The following is a 4,911-nucleotide window of genomic DNA, read 5'->3' as shown; positions in this document are numbered from 1 at the left end:
ACTATGTTGACCCACCCACGATCAGCTTGAATTATGACAATAAGATATGTTTCTCAGACGGCCGACATCGTGCTAAATTATCCTATTTTCTTAAACATAATAGTATTCCAGTTGCAATCCATATTTCCGACGTATGGGGAATTAAGAAAATTCTAGATATTTCTAAAAATTAAATTTTAATTAAAAACTGATCTCAACATCTAATATTTGAGTGTTCGACAAGTGAACTCAAAAATGCTATAGTTTTGACCATTTCTCTCAAAAAAAAGAAAATTAGACATATAAAGTCGCGTACTTAAAAAATACAAGTTCGAAAAAAAATGCAACCAGCAATTAAAAAACAAACAACAAAACACTAAAAATCAATTAATTACATATTAATTTTTAAGTTTTCAAGGTAGGTTAAAATAGTTAACAACTCTCCAAACGAGCCCCCTTCGGCTCCACAACAAGAAAAGCAGGTCATTATGGCCTGCTTTTCTTGTATTACACCGGATATACGCATCAATATAAAATTGTAATTTTGACTCGCCAATAAAATTCATAAATTGCTCCAATGTCAATACCTATTAAGTTTTCAAGTGGTCGGTATGTAGGTTCAAAGGTTTCAGAAAGTTCCTTTCGGCATATTATAACCACAGAAACGGTATTTCCCCAAGGCCATACATCAGATTGGCATTTTCATGAAAACCCGCATTTTTCACATATTCTTTCTGGCGGAAGTAAAGAGATCAGAACCAATCTTATGGAGATTCAGACTGAGGGAAGCAGCTTATATTACTATCCTGGTATCCCCCATCAGAATACAAGTTACCTCGCTGGCACCCGCATTTTTAATGTGGAGTTCGAAAAAGAATTCTTTAACCTGAATGGCCTTACCATACCTGAAGACTCAAAAGTGATCTGGAATAAAAAATCAATAGCCAGCGATGGATTAATAAAAATTTTAAAAGAGCATTACTATAACGACATGCACAGCCAGGCCTCTACAGAGCTCTTGTGCATCAATCTTCTTGCAGAGGACCATCAAAAACTAAAACATTACCCGGAATGGACAAAACAGATTATTGAGGTCCTGAATGACCACTGGAATACTCCACTCCTGCTTTCCAGGTTTGCAGAACATCTGAATATCCATCCTGTAACTTTGTCCAAATATTTTTCCCGATATTTTAGCTGCACCTTGGGAGAATACTTTCGAAAACTAAAAATAGACCGATCATTGTCTATTATCCGTCAAAACAAATATTCACTTACCGACATTGCCTATCAGTGCGGCTTTACAGATCAGGCCCATTTTACAAAAACTTTTCGTCAGTTTACTGGTATGACCCCTTTCCAGTATAAAAAAATATAAGGCAGGTATATACGCTAATTCTATACAATTTTTTACTCCGTATCACCTGTACTTTTATCCCTCATAAAGGAATACCTCTCTTTCATTCTATGGATGTAGAAACCGTTCCTTATGAAAATGTTTTTTATTTAACAGCAACTACCATGTCTAAGAACAAAATAATTACAGGCATCCTAACTACGATCGTATCTCTCCTATTTGGTACCGAATCCTTTGGGCAGACAAGAAACCAGGCACTTCATCAACTCTTTGAAAGGTATTCAATAGAAGTACTTAAATTTGATCCACTAGGTGCTACTTTTCAGGGAAACCACAACTATGACGCTGAACTGGCCAACGAGGGTGCATCAACCTATACTGCAGAAAAAGCACGATTTAATAAAAAATACTTTTCCCTCCTAGGCACTTTCGATCCAGTAAAACTGAATACCGCCGACAGAATCTCTTTCAAAGTATTACAATCCATATTGAAGACCGATTTAGAGAAAGATCAGTATCATACAGAATACCTTCCAATACAGCAATTTTCATCTATTCCCTTATTAATCGGGCAATTGGGATCGGGCAATTCTGCTCAACCGTTTAAAACCCCTGCCGATTACCATAAATGGATAGCCAGAACAATAGCTTTTCGCACTTATACAGATACCGCTATTGCCAATATGAAAAAAGGAATGGCTAAAGGAATTGTTTTGTCAAAAACGCTTGTGCTTAAAGTGATACCACAAATGGAGGAGTTGGCAGAGACGGATAGCGCAAAAAGTATTTTTTACAACCCTATAAGAAATATGCCAAAAACATTTTCTCTTAAAGAACGTGCTGTGTTAACCAAAAAATGCCATTACGCATTCCAAAAAAACTTGATTCCCGCCTATCAGCGACTTGCGGTATTTCTCAAAAAAGATTACCTGCCTGTTGCGGCAAAGGGCGATGGCTTATCAGCAATACCAACAGGACGAGCTATGTATGATTACTATGTTAGGTACTATACGACTACAAATCATTCTCCCAAAGAAATCTATCAGATGGGGCTGAACGAGGTAGCACGGATTACAACCGAAATGGAAAAAATAAAACAGCAAATAGGATTTTCAGGTTCTTTGGCCGATTTTTTTATTTACCTGAGAACTGACAGGAAATTTATGCCTTTTAAAAGTCCGGATGAAGTTTTAAAAGCTTATACAGATGTATATGAAAAGATAAAGCCACATTTGCCCGAACTCTTCGATATCCAGCCTAAAGCTAAATTTGAAATCAGGAGAGTTGAATCCTTTCGCGAAGCCTCGCAGAATGGCCCATCCTATATGATTGGATCTGCAGACGGCAAAAGACCTGGCATTTTTTATGTTCCGGTTCCCGATGCAACAAAAATCAATGTGACCTTTTTGGGAATGGAGGCAACATTTATTCATGAAGCGATTCCAGGACACCACTACCAGATCGCACTTCAGCAAGAAAACAGGTCATTACCCTCATTCAGAAAAAATATCTCTTTCAGCGCCTATACTGAAGGCTGGGGATTATACGTCGAATCTTTAGGTAAACAGCTTGGATGCTACACAGATCCTTATCAACAAATGGGCGCCTTAAATAATGAAATACACCGCGCGATTAGATTGGTTTGCGATGTCGGACTCCATACTGGAAAAATGACCAGAGAACAGGCTGTAGCTTATATGCTGAAACATGAATCTATAAGTGAGGCGGATGCGGTTTTATCTGCAGAACGTTATATGGCCATACCAGGACAGGCACTTTGTTATACGGTGGGAGAATTGGAAATCCTTCGATTACGTAACAAGTACAGCCAATCTTTAGGAAAGAACTTTAGCCTCATCCGCTTTCACAGAGCCCTGCTTGAACAGGGCGACATGCCCTTGGATGTCCTTGACGAGTATATGGCTGATTGGGCAAAGAACTAGTTCACAACAATTAACTGTAACATCAATCGTTTTATTTGATCTAAACAAATAAATTACCCTAAATAAAGTGAAACAAATCTTTTTAATAATTATACTGGCATTCTTAAATCTTGTATCATTCGCACAGGTAAATACTTTCACTATTGATAGCAGCAAATTAAATAAACCCTTAATGCTTGTATTGGATACCATTTACAAGGCCGACCAGGGCAGCAGGTACAAAGCGATGGATCTTTCCAAGGCTAAAGCCGCTCCCTCCCGGATTGATTCGGCAGTACATGCGGCCCATATCGCCGATAGCTTGAATTTAATAAAAGTAACGCAAATTCTTGATAAACATGGATGGCTTGGTCCGCAGGATGTGGGCATAGACGGCAGCAATGCCTTATTTCTGGTCATCCAGCATGCCAACCTTGCAACACAGCAAAAATATTTACCGATGATAAGGACAGCCGTAAAAGACGGTAAGACCTTATCAAGTAATTTAGCTTTGTTAGAAGATCGCGTAAACATGCGAGAAGGGAAAACCCAAGCTTACGGTAGCCAGCTCTTTAGAAACAGATCAACCGGAAAGATGTGTTTTTACCCCATTGCCGACCCTGATCATGTTGACGAGCGACGCAAAGCTATGGGGCTGCAGCCAATTGCAGAATACGCAAAGTATTTTAGTCTAACCTGGGATGTTGAAGAATATAAAAAGAACCTGCCTGAGATTGAGAAAGCAATTAAAGAAAATAAATTAACGACCAAAAACTTCCGAAGTTTCTAAACGCTGCAGCCCTCAAGCCTTCTACAATACAGTATGGCAAAAGTCGCATAGTCAAAAATAGAGCTGATCGGACCAACATTTCTGTAATACTCTAAAAAACTAAGCAGTTTCATAAATTATTGAATTTAGTTCTTTTCTATACTGTGACGCACTTTTTCCGGTAAATTCTTTAAACGACTTATTGAAATGACTAAAATTATTAAATCCACTTTCGTAACAGATATTAGCGATACTGGTTGGCTTTTCTGCTAAAAGTTTTGAAGCATGTACAACTCGGTATTCGTTAACAAAAGCAGTAAATGTCTTTTTGGTGATTTTTTTAAAATACCTGCAGAAGGAAGGTACAGTCATACTCGACATAGCCGCTACTTTTTCTAAACTGATTTGAGTATTGAAATGATCTTTAACATAGTTGAAAACCATATTAATTCTCACGTTATCCTGTACCTGCATTTCGAGTGAAAACCCAGATGCATTTAAAATTTTATAATCGTCAGCACTTTGAAGATTTTTTAAAACTGCCAATAGCCCTAAAAGTCTTTCAAAAGGCAATAACCCCTCCAGTTTCTCTATCTGCTTTCCAACAACCCTTTTAGTTTCTTTTCCAAAAGCGATCCCCCCTTTCGCTTTATCAAAAAGCTCTTGTATAGATCTGGTTTCCTGTAAGCCTAGAAATCCTTCACCAAGGAAATCCGGTTTCATTTGGACTACCGTTTCAGTTTTATTGCCTGTATTGTAATCCGTAAAGCCACAGTGCGGAAGGTTACTCCCAATTAAGATCAAATCTCCATCGGTATAATAAGATATATGACTACCAATTTGTCTCTTTCCAGCCCCCCCATTTACAAAAACCAGCTCAATTT

At 38.0% G+C, this 4,911-nt stretch carries 4 protein-coding genes; 3 read left to right on the top strand and 1 reads right to left on the bottom strand.

All coding sequences use genetic code 11. The features are described from left to right. Nucleotides 1-556: 556 nt before the first annotated feature. From DBR11_RS16245 to DBR11_RS16235, 3 genes are all read left to right on the top strand, one after another. Entirely contained in the window at nt 557-1,357 is an 801-nt protein-coding gene (locus DBR11_RS16245) for a helix-turn-helix domain-containing protein (RefSeq protein ID WP_108553707.1), read from the top strand. A gap of 143 nt (nt 1,358-1,500) precedes the next feature. Then, nucleotides 1,501-3,279 carry a DUF885 family protein gene (locus tag DBR11_RS16240; protein ID WP_158275303.1) on the top strand — a complete coding sequence of 593 codons (1,779 nt, stop codon included), beginning with the start codon at nt 1,501-1,503 and terminating at the stop codon, nt 3,277-3,279. A gap of 172 nt (nt 3,280-3,451) precedes the next feature. Further along, nucleotides 3,452-4,048 (top strand): DUF6624 domain-containing protein, encoded by a 597-nt coding sequence (locus DBR11_RS16235; protein ID WP_146186556.1) that lies wholly within the window; start codon nt 3,452-3,454, stop codon nt 4,046-4,048. Nucleotides 4,049-4,147: 99 nt separating this feature from the next. Here DBR11_RS16235 and DBR11_RS16230 read toward each other — a convergent pair. Beyond that, on the bottom strand, nt 4,148-4,911 hold a 764-nt coding region (locus tag DBR11_RS16230; protein WP_108553704.1), incomplete at its 5' end, for an AraC family transcriptional regulator.

The organism is Pedobacter sp. HMWF019, assembly GCF_003061025.1.
GTDB lineage: Bacteria > Bacteroidota > Bacteroidia > Sphingobacteriales > Sphingobacteriaceae > Pedobacter.
The sequence above is the reverse complement of the archived record's forward strand: the minus strand, read 5'-3'. Positions and strand labels throughout refer to the sequence as shown.